18 protein-coding genes and 1 pseudogene are annotated in these 17,178 nt (G+C 44.8%); 7 read left to right on the top strand and 12 right to left on the bottom strand.

Annotated elements, in window-relative coordinates; translation table 11 throughout:
- Positions 1–35 precede the first annotated feature (35 nt).
- Positions 36–1,409, top strand: a complete 1,374-nt coding sequence (locus AC1MEO_RS17935; RefSeq protein WP_480333032.1) for an LA2681 family HEPN domain-containing protein — start codon at positions 36–38, stop codon at positions 1,407–1,409.
- Positions 1,410–2,133: 724 nt separating this feature from the next.
- Here the strand turns inward: AC1MEO_RS17935 and AC1MEO_RS17930 are convergent.
- The 3 genes from AC1MEO_RS17930 to AC1MEO_RS17920 form a co-directional block, all read right to left on the bottom strand.
- Positions 2,134–3,687 (bottom strand): S-layer homology domain-containing protein, encoded by a 1,554-nt coding sequence (locus AC1MEO_RS17930; protein ID WP_480333030.1) that lies wholly within the window; start codon positions 3,685–3,687, stop codon positions 2,134–2,136.
- A gap of 493 nt (positions 3,688–4,180) precedes the next feature.
- Positions 4,181–4,747: an NADPH-dependent FMN reductase gene (locus AC1MEO_RS17925; RefSeq protein ID WP_480333028.1), complete on the bottom strand. Its 567-nt coding sequence runs from the start codon at positions 4,745–4,747 to the stop codon at positions 4,181–4,183.
- 12 nt (positions 4,748–4,759) lie between these two features.
- Positions 4,760–5,818, bottom strand: a complete 1,059-nt coding sequence (locus AC1MEO_RS17920; protein ID WP_480333026.1) for an LLM class flavin-dependent oxidoreductase — start codon at positions 5,816–5,818, stop codon at positions 4,760–4,762.
- A gap of 118 nt (positions 5,819–5,936) precedes the next feature.
- Here AC1MEO_RS17920 and AC1MEO_RS17915 point away from each other — a divergent pair, with 118 nt between their 5' ends.
- Positions 5,937–6,287, top strand: coding sequence for a winged helix-turn-helix transcriptional regulator (locus tag AC1MEO_RS17915; protein ID WP_480333024.1), 351 nt, complete (start codon positions 5,937–5,939; stop codon positions 6,285–6,287).
- A 675-nt stretch (positions 6,288–6,962) separates the two neighbouring features.
- Positions 6,963–7,583, top strand: coding sequence for a hypothetical protein (locus AC1MEO_RS17910; protein WP_480333022.1), 621 nt, complete (start codon positions 6,963–6,965; stop codon positions 7,581–7,583).
- 12 nt (positions 7,584–7,595) lie between these two features.
- Here AC1MEO_RS17910 and AC1MEO_RS17905 read toward each other — a convergent pair whose 3' ends face one another.
- Both AC1MEO_RS17905 and AC1MEO_RS17900 read right to left on the bottom strand, forming a co-directional pair.
- Positions 7,596–7,754: a hypothetical protein gene (locus tag AC1MEO_RS17905; protein WP_480333020.1), complete on the bottom strand. Its 159-nt coding sequence runs from the start codon at positions 7,752–7,754 to the stop codon at positions 7,596–7,598.
- Between the two features lie 314 nt (positions 7,755–8,068).
- The gene (locus AC1MEO_RS17900) at positions 8,069–8,563 is read right to left on the bottom strand and encodes a hypothetical protein (protein WP_480333018.1); all 495 of its coding nucleotides are present in this window, start codon (positions 8,561–8,563) and stop codon (positions 8,069–8,071) included.
- 338 nt (positions 8,564–8,901) lie between these two features.
- Between AC1MEO_RS17900 and AC1MEO_RS17895 the strand changes: the two genes are divergently transcribed.
- Complete coding sequence (locus AC1MEO_RS17895) at positions 8,902–9,993, top strand: ketopantoate reductase family protein (protein WP_480333016.1); 1,092 nt, start codon at positions 8,902–8,904, stop codon at positions 9,991–9,993.
- 222 nt (positions 9,994–10,215) lie between these two features.
- Here the strand turns inward: AC1MEO_RS17895 and AC1MEO_RS17890 are convergent, their stop codons facing one another.
- Positions 10,216–10,491, bottom strand: a complete 276-nt coding sequence (locus tag AC1MEO_RS17890; protein WP_480333014.1) for an excalibur calcium-binding domain-containing protein — start codon at positions 10,489–10,491, stop codon at positions 10,216–10,218.
- A gap of 501 nt (positions 10,492–10,992) precedes the next feature.
- Between AC1MEO_RS17890 and AC1MEO_RS17885 the strand changes: the two genes are divergently transcribed.
- Both AC1MEO_RS17885 and AC1MEO_RS17880 read left to right on the top strand, forming a co-directional pair.
- Complete coding sequence (locus AC1MEO_RS17885; protein ID WP_480333012.1) at positions 10,993–11,739, top strand: polysaccharide deacetylase family protein; 747 nt, start codon at positions 10,993–10,995, stop codon at positions 11,737–11,739.
- Positions 11,740–12,134: 395 nt separating this feature from the next.
- Positions 12,135–12,389 (top strand): AbrB/MazE/SpoVT family DNA-binding domain-containing protein, encoded by a 255-nt coding sequence (locus AC1MEO_RS17880; protein ID WP_480333010.1) that lies wholly within the window; start codon positions 12,135–12,137, stop codon positions 12,387–12,389.
- A 124-nt stretch (positions 12,390–12,513) separates the two neighbouring features.
- Here the strand turns inward: AC1MEO_RS17880 and AC1MEO_RS17875 are convergent, their stop codons facing one another.
- From AC1MEO_RS17875 to AC1MEO_RS17850, 6 genes and pseudogenes are all read right to left on the bottom strand, one after another.
- Complete coding sequence (locus AC1MEO_RS17875) at positions 12,514–12,987, bottom strand: ParB/Srx family N-terminal domain-containing protein (protein WP_480333008.1); 474 nt, start codon at positions 12,985–12,987, stop codon at positions 12,514–12,516.
- Positions 12,988–13,134: 147 nt separating this feature from the next.
- Positions 13,135–13,398 carry a hypothetical protein gene (locus AC1MEO_RS17870; RefSeq protein ID WP_480336150.1) on the bottom strand — a complete coding sequence of 88 codons (264 nt, stop codon included), beginning with the start codon at positions 13,396–13,398 and terminating at the stop codon, positions 13,135–13,137.
- Between the two features lie 87 nt (positions 13,399–13,485).
- Positions 13,486–13,572: pseudogene (locus tag AC1MEO_RS17865) on the bottom strand (zinc-ribbon domain-containing protein); the annotation flags it as partial.
- Between the two features lie 31 nt (positions 13,573–13,603).
- Positions 13,604–13,960 carry a DUF2085 domain-containing protein gene (locus AC1MEO_RS17860; RefSeq protein WP_480333006.1) on the bottom strand — a complete coding sequence of 119 codons (357 nt, stop codon included), beginning with the start codon at positions 13,958–13,960 and terminating at the stop codon, positions 13,604–13,606.
- Between the two features lie 18 nt (positions 13,961–13,978).
- A complete protein-coding gene (locus tag AC1MEO_RS17855; RefSeq protein WP_480333004.1) occupies positions 13,979–14,374 on the bottom strand; it encodes a double zinc ribbon domain-containing protein in 396 nt (131 codons plus the stop codon).
- 386 nt (positions 14,375–14,760) lie between these two features.
- Complete coding sequence (locus AC1MEO_RS17850) at positions 14,761–15,351, bottom strand: hypothetical protein (RefSeq protein ID WP_480333002.1); 591 nt, start codon at positions 15,349–15,351, stop codon at positions 14,761–14,763.
- Positions 15,352–15,551: 200 nt separating this feature from the next.
- Between AC1MEO_RS17850 and AC1MEO_RS17845 the strand changes: the two genes are divergently transcribed.
- Complete coding sequence (locus tag AC1MEO_RS17845; RefSeq protein WP_480333000.1) at positions 15,552–16,910, top strand: hypothetical protein; 1,359 nt, start codon at positions 15,552–15,554, stop codon at positions 16,908–16,910.
- Positions 16,911–17,178: the final 268 nt, after the last annotated feature.

Raw genomic sequence — 17,178 nt, 5'->3', positions numbered from 1 at the left:
ATAATAAGAGAAGCACTTATTCAAGGAGGGTTCCCATGTCGACATTACATGATATTGCCCAATCAGACGATTACGGGCAGTTTGAATTGAAGGAAGTTTACCAAGCTGCACAACACCTGCTGCAGCAGTTTCAGAAAACCCGCACCGAGCCGGAAAAGCTCAACGAGATCATCACCCATTTGAAAAAACGCCTGGAAGGCCAAGCCGCCTATCCGCTTGCCATCTTGCTCGAAAGCAGCCAGTTGGGCATCCAGCATCAGCTGCAAAAAGAATGGAACAGCCCGATGAAACAGCGCCAGCTATTCCTGTTCGAAAGCCTGCACGCCCAGTTCCGCGGGAAAGTGCCGCCCACCGTATGGAATCAAATCTGCCTGAACTATGCAGAAGCTTTGATTTACGTAGGCCGGGCGCTCGACGGGCTCGATGTATTGGAACAGATGACCGAAAGCGAAAAGGATCCATCCTACGAACGCAAAGACGCTGAACGCGGATGGGGGCTGTTGTTTTATTCCACCTTCCTGCGCGGCAAGGAAGAAAAAGCCGAAGCGCTCCATCTGTCCCGTGACCTGCTTCGAAAAGGCGCCGAAAACATCAGCAACACCAACGGACGTGCATTGTACGCAGACCGTTTGAAGCTGGCAGAGAAAATGCTGGATGAAATCGGGCCGGTCGACATCACTGGAAACTACAAGCCGAATTTTTTCGAAGGCCGCGAGTGGGAATACCGCGAATGGTGCGCCAAGCATCGCTTGCTGTTGAATGATAACAACGAAGTCGACCCGACCGGCACCATGAAAATCGATACGTTGAAATACCGCCACAAAGAAGCGGACGACAAAGAGCGCGGGCTATTCCTCGAAACTTTCATGGACTCCATGATTTCAGAATTCACCGTGCTTCGCTGGAACCTATTCGAAGCAATCGAAAAAGAACCAAGCCCTGAACGCAACGAGCAATTAAAGAGCGTCTACCGCCAGTCTTTTTCACTGTTCTCGAAAGTCGCCCAATTTGTCAGCCATTACTATAAGCTCGATATGAAAGACCCGCGGGCCGGCATGCAGCGCATCTGGTTCGAAGACGAGAAACCAAAAAATCCGCTCAAGCCGTTCATCCGCGATACGAAAAACGGCGCGCTGAAAGCCTTGTTCTGGCATTCCAAAGAACTTTTCGGCTACGAGCAATCCCAGACCCAGAACATTGCCACCGTCCGCTCGCTGCTCTTGCGCGACCTGATGGAACGAAGCTTTGTCCAAGTCATCACCAAACAAGAAGAAGTCGCCCAAACCGGCGAGCTGCGCAAGCACCAGATGACGCAGGCCGAACTCGACCGCATGGCGATGAATACCACCTTCAAAGCACGCAACGCCTTGATGTATTTAGGTTTTGCGGTGGGGTTGGAGAAGAAATAAAGCGAATTGAAAAGCGTCCCCCGGCATCTAATTGATTCCGGGGGACGCTTTTTTTGTTGAATCCTGCTCCTTCTCGCTGGTTTCTTTAATTGGTGTAGGGGATTTTTTCTAACCCGGGTGTTCGCTTTTTCAACATGAAAGTTCTTCTTTTCTACCTGAACGCTTCGCTTCTCTACCTGAACGTCTCCCTCTTCTACATGAATCTCTCTTCTCTACATGAACGCTTCGCTTCTTTACATGAACGTCTCCCGTCTCTACATGAACATCTCCCTGTTCTACCTGAATCTCACTTCTCTACCTGAACGCTTCGCTCCTCTACATGAACGCGTCACTTCTCTACATGAACGCGTCACTTCTCTACATGAAAGTTTCCATCTTCTACCTGAAAGTTCATTCTCTACATGAACGTCTCCTGCCTCTACATGAACGTGTCACTTCTCTACATGAAAGTTTCCCTCTTCTATCTGAAGATTCCTTCTTTACCTGAATGTTTCTCATCTCTACATGAACGTGTCACTTCTCTACATGAAAGTTCCCCTCTTCTACCTGAAAGCCCATTCTTTACATGAACGTCTCCTGCCTCTACATGAATGTGTAACTTCTCTACATGAAAGTTTCCCTCTCCAACCTGAAAAACCACTTTTCTATCGCAATCCCCCTTCAACAACAACCTTTATACTCACAAAAAAACCGGCAGAAGAACCTCTTCTGCCGATCCCTTCATTCACTCGCCCACATCAATCGTCTCAATCCCCACATATGGATACGTAGACTTTCCGAATCTCACAGTCGTCAAAGCGATCAATTCGTCCCTCGCATTGTCATAAAAAAGCTTGTTGATTTTTCCGTAGGTGACGAGCTGATTTTTGCTGACGAGAGCGGGATAGTCGTAGGTCTGAATCAGGCTGGTATCGAATGCAGTATGCAGTTCGCCGGAATCCACATCAACCGCAAATGCCGAAAACGGCCGATCCAGGGTTCCGAGGTATTTCATGGTATTGGCACTGAACATGTTGCCGAAGCCATTCAAAATGTATTTGCCGTCCGGCGTCAAACCGATGTCAGGCGTCAGGTCATAATCCCCGTGGTAAGGCGAACGGATTTCCAGCTGCAGCAAGCCACCCACAATCGGAAACGCCGAGATGTTCCGCGGTGACAGCCCCGTTGAAATGACCATCAGATTTTTCTGGTCCGGCGTCATGGACAGTTTCGCTTCCATATAAATGCTTTGCTTAGACAAAATGGCACCTGTTTTCGAATCAAAGCTGGTAAGGTAGGTATGCTGATTAGATCCTCCGGATATAAAAACATGTCCGTCGTTATTGGCTTCGATATCATAAGGGTCTATTTCCAAATGCCATAGCTTCACCATGTCCAATGAAGCGGCATCAAAAATCGCATAGGCCCCTTCTTCTTTCCGGTCGCCCGTCCAGTATTCATGATTCATTTTATGTTGCGTCACATAGACTTTTCCTTTGGCATATGCCAGGTTTTCCGCCCTGTAAGGCAGACCTGTATTATTCATTTCAGAAGTCTCGTAGTTAAAGGACACCAAGCTGTTGGTCAATCCATCCAGTATGTAGAAAACCGGCTGTTCCGGATGTTTGACGACATCCATAATTTCAACATCAATGATGTCCTCCAGAAGGGAATCAGGCATATCCGGATAAACGGGTTTAAAGGCAGGTTTGAGGATCCGTGCCAAAAATCCGGCAAATTGTTCACGGTTGATGGTCACTCCGGAACGGAACGTACCATCGGGATACCCGTTGGTGACGTTATGGGCAGCCAGAGCAGAAATATATGGATAAGTCCATTGCCCTTCAGTCACATCGTCAAAACCTGTCGGATACAAGCCGTCAAGTTCGTAAGCGAGTGTCAGCACCTTTGACATTTCGCCCCGCGTCATGTGCCCTTTCGGATCGAAACGCTGGTCTCCTTTTCCTTCAATCAGTCCATAATATGAGGCGGCGGCTACATCTTCATAGCCCATGTCCCCTTTTCGGATATCGCTGAAGCCCGGATCCGGAATTCCCTCTATCTCCAGTCCCATTTCACGCATGATCATCATGATCGCCTGCACACGCAGAATCGGTTCGTTCGGCCGATAGGTTCCATCCGGATAGCCATTGATGATTTTCTGGTCTGTCAGGTACTGAATCTCTTTTTCAAAATTCTTCACATCCCCGAATTCTGCAGCAGAAACCGACTGTTCTGATGGAAGCAGAAGTCCGAGCAGTAAAGCTGCCATGCATAAGCTACTAATCTTTTTGAGCATCTTTTTTCCTCCCCCTTTTTTGATTTCTCCCACTTTAACGGTCAGCCACTGATAGAAATTGCTCTTTACTTGCCTTGCAGACGGCTACTATAGATTGTGCTTGCTAAAACCGCCCAATCAGCTACCACCCACAATCAACCTAAAAATCAATACACCAATTGCGATAACAACAATCAAAATGATCAGGAATTTTATTTTTTGCATCCCTCATTTCCCCTTTTGCTCTACTTTTTCTCAAAGTTCAAGAAAGACAAGCGATTATTTAATCTCCACCCTTAAAAATAGTTAATTTAACCTAATTATTTTAAATTACGTATAAAATAAATGATTTAACTAGATTTAAAGAACTATATTTATCATAGTTTAAATTATCTAAATATTCAAATTAAAATTAAGGAATTCTTCAACATATGTTTCAGCCGATCTATTCAACTGAATATCCTCTATACAGAAAAAGAGCCGCTGCATCCGCAGCGACTCCTCTCCACTCTTATTAAAAATCATACTCGGCTTCCTTTTCTTCGCGGATCTTTGTAAAGGTCTCCGTCAACACCACGGTGTCTTCTGCCAGGCGCTCGAGGCGGAACAGCACGTCGTGGTTGATGATTTGCTTTTGATGGAAATCCACTTCTTCAATAAAGACGAAAGTCTGGACCATCTGCGCTTTCATGTACGCGAGGATGGGTTTCAACTGGGTGTCGGCCACCATGTAATGCTTGGCGGACCCTGCCGTCACCAGCATGCTGACGACTTTGTCGCGGAAAGCATTGACTGGAAGAAGATCAAAAATGTTCTTCAACGCAGCTGGAATCGATGCCTGGAAGATTGGCGTGCCGATGATGATGGCATCCGCTTCCATGAGGGTTTTCGTCACGTAGCCCGTGTCGCCCGTGTAATCCAGGTAATTGCGGCCGTCGCTGAACTCCATCTTGTAATCAGCCAAATCAATCAAAGCTGTTTCCACTTCCGGATATTTTTCCGAGATCACCTTGAGTGTGGCGTCAATGGCGATTCTCGTTTTCGAACCGATTTGGGAACCGGATAAACCAACAATCTTCATTCCAATTCCTCCTTATTTCGTCGCTGTGTATTTCTTGATTGCCGGCAGGATTTCTGTCCCGATCAAATCCAGGTTCCGCTTGATATTGTCCATCGGCATGCCGCCAAAATCGATTTGGGCGATATAGCGTTGATGGCCAAACACTTCATGCTGGTAAAGGATCTTCTCGATGATCTGCTGCGGGCTGCCGATGTTCATAATGTTATGCGGATCCACGCCCTGTGCGAACAGCTGCTTCGGAAATCCGCCGCCATTGGTGCGTTTCATGCCTTCATTGATATGAGGGTACAGCTCTTTCAGTGCCTGTTGGGACGTCTCGGCCGCATAAAAGAAGCCGGCCGTCGCGATCGGCAGCTGGGCAGGATCGTGTCCGCCTGCCCGCGCAGCTTCCCGGTAGCTGTCCACGGTTGCTTTAAACTGTGTCGCGGCTCCGCCCAAATGCGCCATGAACATCGGCACGCCGGCGAATCCTGCTTTCATCGCACTGGCAGGGGTGCCGCCCACTGCCCGCCAAATCGGCAGAGACCCGTTGACCGGACGCGGCAGCACTTGCGCATCCCGCAGCGGTGCACGGAATTCGCCGCTCCAATTGACGGTTTCATTGTCATTGATCAGACGCAGCAACTCAAATTTCTCTTCAAACAATTCCTCGTAATTGTGGAGATCGTACCCCAGCAAGTCAAAAAGGCCGATACGGGAAGCGCGTCCTGCGACTATCTCCGCCCGGCCATTGGAAATCAAATCAAGGGTCGCAAAGTTCTCATAGACCCGGACTGGATCCGATGTGCTGATGATGGTAGAAGAGCTGGCGATTTTTATTTTCGAAGTCGCCTGTGCAATTGCCGAAAGCACCACGGCATGCGCTTGTGTTGCGAAGTATTCCTGATGGCTTTCGCCCACACTAAAAAAATCCACGCCTGCTTGTTCGGCAAGCACCGCATAGTCGATGATTTCATGAATCCGCTCCTGCACCGAAATCCGTTCCCCGGTTGCGGGATTCGGAAGATGATCCCCCAGTGTATAAATGCCAAATTCCATGCCTTCGTCTGGATTGATCCGATATTTTTCCATAAAGTAAATCCACCTTTCTCTCTCATAGCTCTCCCTAGTATAAGCAACAATCCCCAAAAATATAAGTACGCACTTTAAAGTGGTATAGTATACAAAAAGATACCAAGGGGGAACAGCTGTGGAACGGAAACCAGAAAATTGCCAGGTGGAAGATGCGCTCGGCATCCTTGTCGGAAAATGGAAGCCCGTAATTCTTTTATTCCTATTGCAGGAAGGCACGAAACGGTTTAGTGAATTGAAGCGGAAGATGCCCGGCATCACCCAGAAAATGTTGACCAAACAATTGCGCGAACTGGAAGATGAAGACATCATCAAACGCGTCGTCTATGCCCAGGTCCCGCCGAAAGTCGAATACTCGATGACCGAATACGGCCGGAGCCTCGAACCCGTCCTGGACGCGATGCACGAATGGGGCGCCAAACATACGATGCATAGAGGCTTGAAGCAAGACCAAATCAAGAGTTCTTAAGTGGAATTGTCCTGCCCTATCTTCAAGTTTGGGCACCATTTCACGGATCTCCAATCAGTTTCTTTACACAAATCAAATATATCTATGAGTTGAATTAAAGAATCATCATAAATAAGCCGCTTCGGCGCTTTGGACAAGGCTCCCGCAATAAGCCAAGAAGACCACTTGGCTTATTGCTCCGCTCGGCATTCGCCTGCTCCTGAGCCGCGCCGGCGCTAGAGAAATCTCTAGAGATATGGAGCAAAACAGCGAAGACGCTATCCCTATCCATTGAGTAGCTTTAAAAATCGTGCTCCTTCGTGCTGCGCACTACGCCGCAAAGCTATCTCCTCGCAAGCTACGGCTAATGTCTTCGGAGCTGTTTTGCGGAATATCAGCTACTGTGGTTATTTTCGTTCAACTCATCCAGTTTACAAACATGCCGCATCCAGGAACTAACATGGATGCGGCATATTTATTTGGCAGAACTGCCTTCCGCAAAGGAACGCCATTGCAACCTCCCTCTAAAAACCTCCATCCCGCTACTCACTATCATTATTTTCCTTCTATATAAATGCCAATCAAAAAAGATGAAAAAATCTGCCTTTCCGATATAATGGGAAACGTTGAGCATTAGATTTCGAATACAACGGGGGGTATCTTCATGATGAATAGAGAGCGACTGGAGAAACGGCTGTGACTTATGTGCCGATATTTCACCTGACCGTGCCGGCTGTATGGGTGGCTGTCCTTTTGGGAGCCGCAGCGGCAAGCCTGATGATGCGTTTTGTGATGGGGAATAAAACCGGCGACTGGTATTGGAATGCCGTTACGCTGTATATCCTCGTCTGGAAGTCTAGCTACATCCTTTTTAATTTTGATTATTTTCTCGATATGCCCTTATCCCTTCTTTATTTTAACGGCGGCTTGTATGGCCATCTGCTCGCCATCGTGCTGGTCTCCGGTTATTTGGCCTTGGCGCAGAAAAAGCATGCCGATTTGGCAAGGCAAGCGCCGGTTGCCTGGCTGCTGTTTTTGCTGTCGTACCAAACCGTCCTGCAAAGCATTGAAAACAATTGGGTGGAAGCTGCACTTCACGGCTTGCTGCTCGCCGCAAGCATTCTGGCGATCCGGCTGCTTGCCGAACGCCGGGACGTGCCGACCGGATTATTGCTGGTGTTGCTGTTCACCTTGGAACTGCTGATTTTGAGCATCTTCGGCCCGCTCCTGACGTGGCAAAATGCGACAGTCATTGTACTGGCCGCCGTCACCACCGCGATGTACGAGCGTTCCGAAAAGAAAGGACAGACCCTATGATCAAAAAAACGATTATCGCCATCCTGCTTGTCGCGGCCATGCCATCATTGCCATCAATTTCTTTGATGAAAGCAGATCCGCCACGTCGTAATAAAGCGTCACTCCCTGTACATCAACGACAAAAATATTTTCAAAATCCACCAGCTGCATAAACTCTTTAGATCTGCTCATTCTGATCGCTCCTCCAGCTATCCAAATCCCAGCAACTCTCCTCTTGAGGATGCTAAAAAAAACAGGTAATTTTCCACAAAGGGCAATTCTGAACGGCCAAAGCTTATAGACTAGAGGGAACAGCAATTGCTGGTGAAGAAATACGGCAAGAGAACCTTGAGTACGCAGCCAGGCTGACTGGCTGCCGGCAAAAGAAGGCATCAGAAAAGGCTCGGCTCTGTTTTAACAGAGCCGAACCTTTTCAAGCATTTCCGCGTCTTATTTTCCATCAACACTAAAGTTTCCTATCATATAGAAGAAAGCGCGATTTCCACTTACTCTCTTGGGGCCGTAATTTCTGCTCTTTCTTCATCCGTCAGTTCATCTGAGCGTTTTAAGCTCCAATTTCCGACCCATCCTTTAAATATGTTCAGATTTTCCTGCCGTTCCTCATTTGTCCTGCCCAGGTTGATATACATATTGCCGGGTTCGCCGTCCTCTGTATTGGTGCCGTCATCGAGCCTGCGCATGATGGCTCCGGCATCCTCTCCATTGACTAAGACCACCAAGTCTTCGTAGTTATCCAGCCTTGGCCCCTTCAACTCGGCAATATACTTATCCGGATCTTCTTTAAACTCCGCTAAAGAAGGTGAATCCCCTCCATGGCAACTAATGCAGCTTTGTTCGATAACCTCTTCTACATGACGCTCATATGTAACCCGAGAAATTTCTTCACTGCCACCTGTTTCTTCATCCGCTTGGTTACAGGCACCCAATAGAAGGACTAACCCGAATGCAACGATGCTTACACTAAATTTTTTTCCGTTCATGAGAAAACCTCCTTTTTATTTCGTTGGTTAAGCGGTATGACAGTTTTATATAGACAATTCTATTATAGCACCATAGACCCTTCAAAATACTGAAAATTCAGATTACATAAGTCGAATTGTGACAACTGCACCTCTTTCGACATAAAATCCAGCCACTTCCACGAATAAAACCATATTTCCAGCATCTTCAATCCTTAAAAACTGCTCTATCACTTAAAGGTGCTATAATATATCAAATAAGTAACAAAATTAAGTTTATTCACTTCTACACCTCTCTTCTCCTCTTACATATCTCTGCTTTAGAGATTCCAGGCTATTAGAGAAAAGGAGTGACAATCATGAAGAAGAAAATTCTCATTTACGGCGTAGGGCCTTTCGGCAGTTTGTTCGCCGAACGCCTTGCAGAAGCTGGCCACTCGGTGTTCCTGCTCGACCACGGGAAGCGGCAATATGAACTGAAGGATTACGGCGTGGTCACCGAAAATACGGAAACCAAGAAACTGACTGTCACCGCCCTCCCCGTCGTCGACAGTTTGGGGGAAGAAGACTTCTACGACTTGGTCATTGTGCCGATGCGCAAAAACTGGGTCGTTGAAATTCTGCCCGTGCTCGCTGCCAATAAAAACGTGCCGACATTCCTGTTCATGATGAACAACGCCGGCGGACAGCAGGCATTCATCGACGCCCTCGGCAAAGAACGGGTCATGGCCGGATTCCCACTTCCCGGCGGCTTCAAGAAAGGCCACATCATGCACATGATGCCGGTCGATGAAAAGAAACCGGTAATATTGCCGATTGGCGAAGTGGATGGCAGCATCACCGACAGAACGTATGAAGTCGCCGAAGTGTTAAGTTCGATGCGCGGCTACCGGGCGGAGATCCGGACAGACATGGATGATTGGCTCAAGACGCATGTGGCGCTATTGGGCCCAACGTTCGCTCCCGCTATTTATGCCTGCAACAGCGAGCAGCAACATTTTGCCGCTACCCGGGATGCGCATGTGCTGTTAAAACGCGCTCTTCATGAAGCGCTGCTGGCAACCGAAGACGCAGGAGTCACCTTAACGCCTCCAGCAATCAAGCTGATAGACCGCATTCCCGAACCACTTTTCGTCTCGATCATTGGCAACATGGCAAAGACCCCAATATTTGAAAATATTTTGGGCCACTTGAAAAATGCCGGAGACGAAATCGAGTATTTGACCGATGAGTTTTATGCCTTGATCCGAAAAGGCAATACCCCGACGCCGACTGTCGATCAATTGACGGCCTACACCTATGGCAGCAAACACTTCCTGCCTTTCGGATCGAAAGAAATTCCGCTTCGCTGGGGTGCCGTCTACGGGATCGCGTTCGGCGCAGCAGCAGTTGCCGGCCTAGCCGTACTGGTGAAAAAGCAACGGAAATCGAATCGTAGGGATTGCCGTTAAAAGTCGTTCGGCTCACAACAATAAAGAAGAGGCGCCAGAATTAGAGCGCCTCCTCTTTATTGTCGTCCTATGAAATTTCCTTACCAACCACACGCGGATTCCTTCTGTGGAGGCTCTGGTTTATATAGAAGAGACTCAATTTTAAAGGGTGACAACTCACTTACATACAAAAACCGGTGCCAGGAATCGTTATGATTCCCAGCACCGGCCCGCCTTACATTCTTATCGTTCGCAAGCAATCAAATCTTTATCGCGATCGCTCTTTTTATTCGCATCATATAAAGCTTTAGAAACGAATGGCTTGTGTTTTGTTTTGCCGCCTTTGTTCTTCACTTTTGAAGTGCGGGCAATACCGCCTTTATACTTTTTATTGATTTCTGTACAGTTGGCATACGTCTTCGCTTTTACTCCTGCGGCATCTGCCGGCTCAGGTGCCGCGGTGACTGTAAAACTAATTGCCACCATTAAAGACATGAGTGCAAAACCAATTTTTTTCATACTAAATTCCTCCCTTTTTCTAAGCTATTCTTCTGGAATTTGTCGTTGATAATTTTCCCAACAACGAAGTAGAATCATCCAAATATTGTTAGCAAATCCAGTGTACCAGTTATTTGTATCCATGACTATATGCTCAAACAAATAATTTGAAACCTCTTCAAAATCAGTTGATTCCATTGAAGAGGATAGCTTGTTTTGCATATTTCTTCAATAAACCGAATCTACCCGGCTACAGGTGCGCGATAAGACCCTTTTTAATAAATTAATTAGAAAAATCTGAAAAATCTCACTTTTTACATCAAATAACTATTAAGTGGTGGTATAATAAGGGCGCGCACAGACTAGATATAGTTTGTATTTTCTTTACTTCTCCAAATGGGCCTGCGGAAAAAACGGGAAAGGAGGGCTTAGCAACATCTTGCAAAGCAGTAGAAAATTCATCTCCATACCTGCAATACGTTTTAAAGTGAAAACAACATCAATCGGAAAGGATGATTTTCCATGAAAAAAATAACCGTAGTTTTCCTGCTTCTTTTCTCCCTTTTGTTGACGGGGTTCAGCCCTCACGCGTCCGCAGCTGACATTGAAATTCCCGTTGTGAATTATCATGTGATTTCTCATGATCCCGACCCGGATAACCTTTATCAGTACAGCGTAGAAGATTTTGAGGAACAGATGGTTTACTTGAAGGAAAACGGCTACCGTTCGTTGACCCTCAGACAGTACTTCAGAATTTTGGATGGGAAATCGCCCATGCCGGCTAAACCGATCCTGATTACATTTGATGACAGTACCAGCGATTTTTATCCGAACGTCTACCCAATCTTGGATAAATACAATTTGAAAGCAACCCAGTTTGTGGTTACTGATTGGATAAACGACAGCTGGAGCATGACGGCAGAAGAAATCACAACCGTCATGAAGGATGGCATCGATATCCAAAACCATACAGTCAGCCATCCATCTCTCGACGGACTGAGCTACGATCAACAATACGACGAGATTTATGATGCGTCGGCGGCGCTCAATTCTCTTACCGGCAAAAGGATAAATGTTTTCGCGTATCCATACGGAGCCTACAATGCCGACACGCTTGCAGTCGTTAAAAATCTTGGATTTAAAGGAGCATTCACAATAGAGGGAGGCATAAGCACGAACGAGGACAACCGTTACGAGCTTCCCCGCTTCATGATCCTAAACGGTGATACGCTGGATGATTTTGTACGGAAACTGTCGACCGGCCATTAATCGTATTAACGAAAACCAGCAGCTGGGGTTATCCAGCTGCTGGTTTTTTAATTGTTTGCGTGCCTGGCACCCAAACTTCCTCGGGATGCCTTTTTATCGGTTTTTCGGTTTCAACCCGGGTGTTCGGGCTGCTTACCCGGGTGTTTTCTTTTCCAACCCGGGTGTTCGGACTTCCAACATGCATATTCGGGCTTCTTACCTTAATGGCTGCCTTTTCAACATGTATTCCGCATCTTTCCTGGAAATTGTTTGCGTGCCTGGCACCCAAAATTTTCGGAAAGATCTTTGAATAGGAATCCAGCTTCTTGCCTGACTGAGAAGCAAAGGTTAATATGGTTATAACAAATACCTTCCGTTATAACTTACTCTAATGAAACATTAAGGAGGAAGAAACAATGGCCATGACAGAAAGACGCATTACGAAAATCGGCAACTCGCTGGGGTTGACGCTGCCAAACGATGTGCTGAAAGCAATGAATGTCAAAAAGGGCGATGAGGTCCAAGTCGAACTGGTCGATGATCAAATCGTCATCAAAAAAATACCGAAAATGATTCCGCTTCCGGAAGGTGTCCCGTCAGATTTCTTCGACCGGCTTGAAGAAGAAATGGAAGCACATCATGAAGCATTAAAAGGGCTCGTTGACCGATGACGCTTTTTTTCCTGACGGCGGAGATGGCAATCTTGATTAACCAGAAAGTGATTCTCGAGCATTCTGCTGATGAGCAGACCGGTAAATTCGTATTAGAATACTCTTGTAGTTGATAAATTATCTCTCAAACCTTCATTTCCCCAACAACACCCCAACGCCCTTTATCTTTCTTAAAAAACTTCAGCTTGTCATTCCAGTAATCCACATACCTCTTGTCCATATCTTCGGAAGTGAAAAATTGCCGGTGCTCCTCCTGTGTCAGGTAATAAGCCGGCAATTCGGCTAGACCTAAACGCCTGGCTTTCGCCACACGGTGATTGCCATCGATCAACCGGAAGAATTCGGGACGCATCCTGACCACGATGAGCGGCTTCGACAGATCCGCTTGTGGAATGAATGCCTCGTCCAAATTTGCTGAGTCTAACCCTGGACCAGGTGGCTCTACCTGTACTATAGACTGTTCCACCTCACTCAGGTTTTCTTGGATCCAAGCCGAAGCCCGGATGATATTCCACCCGAACGGAAAGCCGCCCAAGGTTTCGTCCCCCACGACCGGCTCCTTCGGGATAAATGCTGGATTCTCTTTTAATTTCTTCATGAATTTCCTCCCGCTTTGCTGAATTCTAATTGTTTGCGTGCCTGGCACCCAAATAATTTTTGACATAAAAAAACCGCTGGGCTCGATGCCCAACGGTTCACATTCGAACGTGTTTCAACGTTATGTGCAGTGATTTTGTGGATTGGCTTAAAAGAACTCCCAATCCCTTACAGGCACTCCCGCTTTCTTTTTCTTCGCTATTAAATAAGCATCGATAGCGGAAAGCGGAATTGTAATGAACGCTGAAGCGCTGGCCGTCATTACAGCGAGAATCATGCTGCCAATCAACATCGTGGCACCTTTTTTGCCTTGCCCCATGATCATTTGGCTCAAGCCGGTCAGGAGGAAGGAAAGTAAAGCTGCAATACCCGGTTCCAATCCAGATCCGCCAGTCCCGGACTTCATTGCCATGTCATTGTGTTGTCTTGCAACTGTTCGCCCACACTGAACACACATCTCCTGGTTCGGCTTTAAAGTTGCTCCACACCCAGAACAATAGTTATTTTCACGAAAAGGCCGGACCCCACATTTCGGGCAGATTTCTGCTTTCTCCGATATTTGTTCACCACAACTTGTACAATTCATTTTCTCTCCTCCAATTTTTCTTAGCTCGTCATTAAGCAATCAAATAGTGCACGATATACTTTCCATGCGACATGCCCAGTACTACAATCCCACATAGTATAAACACAGTTCCGACACCCGCTAAAATCCCAGTTGCAAACCGCCGGGTGTTGGTACTTTCTTTTTTGATGACATACTGAATTCCACCATCAATAAGTAGCGGCAGGATTAGCAGCAACGAAAGGATGATTGAAAAATAGCCCGCTACCGCGGCCCATACGATTCCCACCATATACCCCAACAAAATCCCCGTACATCTGGCACAAAGCGGAAACTGCTTCCCTTTATAGTAAAACGAACGATGTGGCATTTGATGGCAGCCAAATGAGACTTTTAGAAATTTCTCCATCTAATGCACTCTTCCCCATTAATAGTAGTACATCATTTCACTCATCACTCCAAGAACAACTGCTCCTGCGTAAACGGCAATACCAAGCACAGTTCCGACGATAGCCCATGTACAAACTGATTTCGCTGATTTCGGTTTTTCATTTTTCCATATGAAATATAAAATGATTCCTACAATTGGAAAACAACAGACTGCTGTGTTCAATAATCCTGAAGGTTGATCTTCTCCGGCAGAAATCGGTCTACTGATTGAATTTTTTAATCCAGCTCCACATTTTACGCATAGTTCCTGATTAGCATTTGTCGGAGCAGCACACGATTGACAATACTCCGTACTATTCAATGGACGAACTCCACAATTCGGGCATATTTCAGCGTACTCTTTTACCCCATGCCCACATTCTCTACAAAACATTCCTCTTCCTCCACCTGTCTGATTAATAGTTACTAAAAGTAATTATATCTTTACACATGCTATTTGACCACTTATTTTTACATAATAAGTAATCTTTTTATGCTATTTGTATTTAGCAAATTGATTCTATCGATAAACTAAATGCCTGGAAATAATTCACTTTCTCTTACACATGACAAGTGCCGACCGCTCCAAATACATCAGATCCCTATTTTGGATTCACGGCTGGGTTGGAGAAGAAATTGAAAGGAAAATTGAAGAAGCGTCTCGGAGAATCTTATTGATTCTCCGAGACGCCTTTTTCTATTTGGTTTAGTGATATGAATCATTTTCCAATTACCACGATTTCTTTCTATTATTAAACTGAAGCTTCCTGTACACAAAAATTACTTTTTAAGCTTTTTGGAAGGAATAACCGAAAAAATAAGATTAACTATCACCACTGCAAGGTATAACACAAAACACTCGGCTATTATAACAAGATTTCCATCGGCCATTGATTGGGTATTATACCCTTGATAATAAAGCCATTCTTGAAAGTCTTTATACATTGCCAAGGTAGGGAAAATACTGATAAAAGCTATAATGATCGGTATCGAAACTGAAGCACTTTTCTTCCTTCTTTGCAAAAATACCGATAATACTTGCAGAAAGATAATAATAATTATGGTTTGGTTTATGTATGCTCTTCCCCCTCCCAAGTCAACTTGTCTTTCAAGCAGCAAACTTAAGTTGATTAATGCAATACCCATACATATATGCACCAGTATGTTTGGCCAAGTTTTGGCAGTGACACTTTTTCTTTTTTCTAGATTTGTGTTGATTACCGGTGCAGGCGAGGCATCTCTTATCAAATCTGCAGCAGCTATCACTTCAAAGCTCGTATCATTCGCTTCGAATTCGTCACCACAATTTGCACAAAACTTCCCATTCCTGACTCTTTTATACCCACAATTCACACAATAACTTTCTACCACTTTCTATTCCCCTAACTCGATATACGCGATTCTTTATTAGGTATATTTTACTTAACTGAACAAAAAAACGCTATACTTTTTTACTATAAATTAGTAAAATTTATCTTGTATTTTAAATTTAAAAATCAGGCTTACTACTATTGTTAAGCCTTGATTGAAAAACACTAAAAATAAAAGGTATCTATTGAGGAGAAACAATTATGAAGGTTGGTTATTTTTTATTGTCTGCGGTTTTATCTCTCTCTTTATACGGCTGTAGTGAAGAAACCGAAACAAATCCTGCAGCTGTTGAAGCACAAACAGCACAAACCATTACACAAACAGAAACAGCCCCCGATAATATAAATGAAGATGTCACCCGTTTCGTAGAACTTTATGTTAAATTTCAAAGTGTTTCAAATGTAGAAACCGCAACAAACAACCAGTTAGGCATTAAAAACTCTGTTAAAGATGATTGGGATGAAATTGAAAGTTTATTGGCGAAATACAATTCTTACACTGAAGATGCTTCAACAAACCCCGAATTAATGAATGACTTCAGAGATTTATTGGAGCATTATTCAAATGGCCTAAGCTTTTATATAGATGGAGTTGAAACTAATGATTATGCATACATATCACAAGGTTTCGAGAAATTTGTTGAAGTTGGTTCGCTGTTGGAAGATTTAACAGTTTCACTAGAAATTCCTTTCGACTTAGGAATTCAAGAAAGCTTTGATAATAACGATGAAACCCCCGGTTTACTGGAAGCCACTTCCATCAAAAATGCTTTAGAAACAAGCTTCGGCAAAGATATAGTAATTAATGATATTTCCTACAACAAATTTACTTCTGTAAACCAGTATGAATTGGATGAGGAACAAACCTTAAGCTTAGAAGTTATTACTGACAGCTTAAATAAAGATTCCCTTGAAAATTATGGATCAAAAGATGCAATTAAAGAAGAACTGGAAAATGTTCTTCTGACAGCGTTCAATAACGATGATATTGATAAAATTGGAATTACTTTTCTATTGGACTTTAATGGAACTATACTCCCCACCTACTCTATCGCTTTTTCAAGACAGGATTTTCAAAGCTGGAATTTCGATAGTAATAGTTTCGAATTGATTATTGGATACTTTGGATCCGATTTCTCTGAAGAAAATTTGAGCCAATCCTACACAATCGTTAATGAAGAAGAAGAAGTAAATGACTCCGTTGAAGTTAAGGAACCGGTATTAAAAGAGGAAACACCTGAAGAAATGGAAGAAAAAGAGGAAATGCATGATTTGCTGGAAAGCACCAATGATTTTTGGGGAGAATTAAATGCAGAAGAATGGAATCAAAAAAGTGATGAAGAACAGATTTCACTGGTTCGTGATTGGATTTCTGAATATGAAAATCAAGGCGGTATCATAGAGGAAGACCCAGAATGGTTTATAATAACAATTGAAGAAGCCATTAACTACTACGGTACTTCTTTAGCAGAAAACGGAGAAACGTTACACGTATTAGTCGGCAGCGTGATTTTTCAACACCTTGCTTTTGGCGGTATGGTTTCTCAACCTTTTCGATAAAAAAGACAGCTATTCTCAAAAGTTATCAATGACTATAAATGCTGCGTATAAATTTCAGTTTCGTGAATTTTTTCAACCCGGGTGTTCAGGCTGCTTACCCGGGTGTTTTCTTTTCCAACCCGGGTGTTCGGACTTCCAACACGCATATTCGGACTCCTTACCTTAACGGCCGCCTTTTCAACATGTGTTTCCGCATCTTTCCTCATATCATTTGCCCCATAAAAAAATAAGTCCGGCAGCAGACCGGACTCATTTCCCAAAAGGCCAT

The sequence above is a fragment of the Planococcus sp. BI3 genome, from assembly GCF_056680115.1.
Note: the sequence above shows the minus strand (reverse complement) of the source record. Positions and strands in the feature narration are given on the sequence as shown.

Bases quoted from the DNA above. Each gene is read 5' to 3' on its own strand.
- AC1MEO_RS17895 (WP_480333016.1), top strand. From the start codon at position 8,902: ATGAAGAAGAAAATTCTCATTTACGGCGTAGGGCCTTTCGGCAGTTTG.
- AC1MEO_RS17845 (WP_480333000.1), top strand. From the start codon at position 15,552: ATGAAGGTTGGTTATTTTTTATTGTCTGCGGTTTTATCTCTCTCTTTA.
- AC1MEO_RS17875 (WP_480333008.1), bottom strand. From the start codon at position 12,987: ATGAAGAAATTAAAAGAGAATCCAGCATTTATCCCGAAGGAGCCGGTC.
- AC1MEO_RS17890 (WP_480333014.1), bottom strand. From the start codon at position 10,491: ATGAAAAAAATTGGTTTTGCACTCATGTCTTTAATGGTGGCAATTAGT.
- AC1MEO_RS17880 (WP_480333010.1), top strand. From the start codon at position 12,135: ATGGCCATGACAGAAAGACGCATTACGAAAATCGGCAACTCGCTGGGG.
- AC1MEO_RS17885 (WP_480333012.1), top strand. From the start codon at position 10,993: ATGAAAAAAATAACCGTAGTTTTCCTGCTTCTTTTCTCCCTTTTGTTG.
- AC1MEO_RS17855 (WP_480333004.1), bottom strand. From the start codon at position 14,374: ATGTTTTGTAGAGAATGTGGGCATGGGGTAAAAGAGTACGCTGAAATA.
- AC1MEO_RS17925 (WP_480333028.1), bottom strand. From the start codon at position 4,747: ATGAAGATTGTTGGTTTATCCGGTTCCCAAATCGGTTCGAAAACGAGA.
- AC1MEO_RS17935 (WP_480333032.1), top strand. From the start codon at position 36: ATGTCGACATTACATGATATTGCCCAATCAGACGATTACGGGCAGTTT.
- AC1MEO_RS17870 (WP_480336150.1), bottom strand. From the start codon at position 13,398: ATGGCAATGAAGTCCGGGACTGGCGGATCTGGATTGGAACCGGGTATT.
- AC1MEO_RS17920 (WP_480333026.1), bottom strand. From the start codon at position 5,818: ATGGAAAAATATCGGATCAATCCAGACGAAGGCATGGAATTTGGCATT.
- AC1MEO_RS17860 (WP_480333006.1), bottom strand. From the start codon at position 13,960: ATGGAGAAATTTCTAAAAGTCTCATTTGGCTGCCATCAAATGCCACAT.
- AC1MEO_RS17905 (WP_480333020.1), bottom strand. From the start codon at position 7,754: ATGAGCAGATCTAAAGAGTTTATGCAGCTGGTGGATTTTGAAAATATT.
- AC1MEO_RS17900 (WP_480333018.1), bottom strand. From the start codon at position 8,563: ATGAACGGAAAAAAATTTAGTGTAAGCATCGTTGCATTCGGGTTAGTC.
- AC1MEO_RS17930 (WP_480333030.1), bottom strand. From the start codon at position 3,687: ATGCTCAAAAAGATTAGTAGCTTATGCATGGCAGCTTTACTGCTCGGA.